The 2,704-nt window shown below is 40.9% G+C and carries 4 protein-coding genes and 1 pseudogene; all 5 read left to right on the top strand.

The annotated features are described in order from the left end of the window. Positions 1 to 139: 139 nt before the first annotated feature. A pseudogene (locus tag O9295_RS22815) lies at positions 140 to 430 on the top strand (ACP S-malonyltransferase); the annotation flags it as partial. A gap of 447 nt (positions 431 to 877) precedes the next feature. Continuing rightward, positions 878 to 1,105: a hypothetical protein gene (locus O9295_RS22810; RefSeq protein ID WP_002758339.1), complete on the top strand. Its 228-nt coding sequence runs from the start codon at positions 878 to 880 to the stop codon at positions 1,103 to 1,105. Beyond that, positions 1,102 to 1,374 (top strand): ParE family toxin-like protein, encoded by a 273-nt coding sequence (locus O9295_RS22805; protein WP_052277675.1) that lies wholly within the window; start codon positions 1,102 to 1,104, stop codon positions 1,372 to 1,374. The genes O9295_RS22810 and O9295_RS22805 overlap by 4 nt, the downstream gene beginning before the upstream one ends. Positions 1,375 to 1,703: 329 nt before the next feature. After that, a complete protein-coding gene (locus O9295_RS22800) occupies positions 1,704 to 2,360 on the top strand; it encodes an SGNH/GDSL hydrolase family protein (RefSeq protein WP_288035577.1) in 657 nt (218 codons plus the stop codon). Between the two features lie 203 nt (positions 2,361 to 2,563). Then, on the top strand, positions 2,564 to 2,704 hold a 141-nt coding region (locus O9295_RS22795), incomplete at its 3' end, for a helix-turn-helix domain-containing protein (protein ID WP_287725211.1).

The raw sequence follows: 2,704 nt of genomic DNA, 5'->3' as shown, positions 1-2,704 counted from the left end.
TGAGAATGACCGGGGGAACTCTGAAATTTTCGGCTTAGTTGCCGGCAGCTTGCCGCCAACTCACTCCTCTAGATAAGTATTTTGACTCACGCCCCTTCCTCTTTTGAGACGTTGTGACACTTAGGGTGCGGAATGTGGGTTTGAAGAAGTTGGGTTAGCTGTCACGAGCGATGATCGCATTGTTTGGCGGTATGCCCAAGCCAATCAGATGATCCTGATCACCGCTAACCGAAGTATGAAAGGCAAAGATTCCCTGGAGCAAGTGATGCGGGAGGAAAATACCCCCACATCATTACCCGTCGTGACAATCGGTAATATTGAGCGACTACTTGCCGAGCCAGATTATCGAGATCGTTGCGTTAACCGTTTGGTTGATATTGTAGTTGATATTGAAGATTATCAAGGCGCAAGACGCATTTTTATTCCGTGACGCGCCGAATGCTAGGGCCGTTGAAGTCTATCTGTAGGGACACGGCATAACGGGGTCTTTATACTAAATCGGTTTTTAATAGCATGATTAACTGCCAATCCAACTTGAAAAACCCGCTCCCTTCTCCCCACTGCTGTAACAAAAAACAACTATCCCCCGATAGCGATCGCTAAAGGTCGAATAATTGTAAATTTTTGTCAATGGGTGCGGTCAGATCGAAGAATCATCGCTAGAATGAGCCTAATTGTCAGGAATTTAGTTAACCAAGGTTTTTGGCAATATGCTAATCTGGCTAACACGCTTTTGGTCGTGATATAGGGAAAAGTTCCGGCGATTGCGCCTAAATGGGGTGATATACAGAAAGTTGACCCATATCGTTACCCCAGAGAGTGTTATAGAGAAAGTTGACCTATAATATGTAGTTATGTTTTCAAGAGAAGAGAAGAAATGTTATCAACACTTCTAAGTAAAGCTGTACAAAAAGCTCAAGAACTACCAGAAGCAATTCAAGACGAACTGGCAGAGCAGTTTATTGAAGACATCGAAAATGAAATCAAATGGCAAGAAACATTATCTAAACCCCAAGACAGCTTAATTCTCAAAGAACTTGCTCAGAAAGCTATTGCGGATTCAGAAAACGGACAGACTGAAGAAATGGGATTTGATGAGCTATGAAGTCGGAACTAAATCCAGATTTCGTCGGCTTATTTCAACAGCTACCAGACAGAGTGAAAAGAACAGCCAGAAAAAATTACAAGTTATGGAAAGATAACCCAAGTCATCCAAGCTTAGAATTTAAGGAGGTCAATCAAGAAGACCAGATCTGGTCAATCAGAGTCGGTATAGGTTGGAGAGCGCTAGGAAGAATCAAGAGTAAGAATGTAATTGTTTGGTTTTGGATAGGCTCTCACGCAGAGTATGACAAATTGTTAAAGAAGTTGTGAACCAAGAAACATAACAAATCACCGCACCCGAAATAATAGTGAAATTTTGTGATAAAGTGCAGTCATATCTAAGAATCTTTGCTATAATCACGCAAAGCTTTTGTGATAAGTTTCCTTAAAGGAGATTGTTTGCAGTAAGCTAATCTGGCTAACAGGCTTTTGGGCGTGATATGGGGAAAAGTTCTGGCGATTGCGCCTAAATGGAGTGTTATACAGAAAGTTGAACCATATCGTTGCCTCAGAGAGTTTTATGCAGAAAGTTGACCTATAATATGTAGTTATGTCGCATTGCTTCTTTGCGCAAGTGGAAAATTTTGAGGTATAGATTTATGACCCACATCGTCTTGCTCGGCGACAGCATATTTGATAATGCTCCTTATGTGGATGTTGAAGAAGATGTTATCCATTACCTTAAGCGCAAAATACCTTTAGGATGGAAAGCCACTTTACTCGCTATTGATGGTTCTATTACCACGGATCTCCATGCTCAAGTTCAGAAGCTACCTAAAGACTCAACTCACTTGTTTTTGAGTGTTGGGGGAAATGATGCTTTACGCAACATCGACTATCTATCTCAGAGGGCACAATCTGTTGCAGAAGTAATAATTAAATTTTCAAGGCTGGTCGGAGATTTTCGTGCTAACTATGTAAGTGCAATCAAAGAGCTACTGGAAAAACAGTTGCCAATAACAATTTGCACCATCTACGAGCCAAGATTTGAGCAGTCAGAATACCAAAGCATAGCGACAACTGCACTCACATTTTGGAATGATGTGATAATTCAAACAGCAATAGCCTATAAACTACCAATTATTGATCTGCGCCAAATCTTTACCAGTACATCTGATTACGCTAATCCGATTGAGCCATCTGCAATTGGTGCAGATAAATTAAGCAGCTACATTCTAGAAATAGTACAAAACCATAACGTTACTCAACTACATACAATCATCTATGGAAACTCCAAAGACTTTCGACAAAAGTGAATTGCCCTGAATGGCACTTCAAGATAGATCGACAATCTGTCGTTTGGTTCATTTCGGTGGGCAAGTCAATTTCTTCTTTGGCAATAGCGGTTCTACGATAGACCACTCTTCATCGAAAATTTGGGTCTGAAACACCGTCGTTCTAGGTTGGCTTTACTGTTAAATATTAGCACATTTACGAAATATATGCTAAAATGTGAGGTATGGAAAAAGCCTATTCGTTTCGATTTTACCCCACACCAACACAAGAGTCGCTATTGCGGCGCACATTGGGCTGTGTAAGATTAGTTTACAATAAAGCTCTCCACGAACGAACACAAGCTTGGTACGAAAGACAAGAAAGA

This window comes from Microcystis sp. LE18-22.4A, from assembly GCF_027531105.1.
Taxonomy (GTDB): Bacteria; Cyanobacteriota; Cyanobacteriia; order Cyanobacteriales; family Microcystaceae; genus Microcystis; species Microcystis aeruginosa.
Note: the sequence above shows the minus strand (reverse complement) of the source record. Positions and strands in the feature narration are given on the sequence as shown.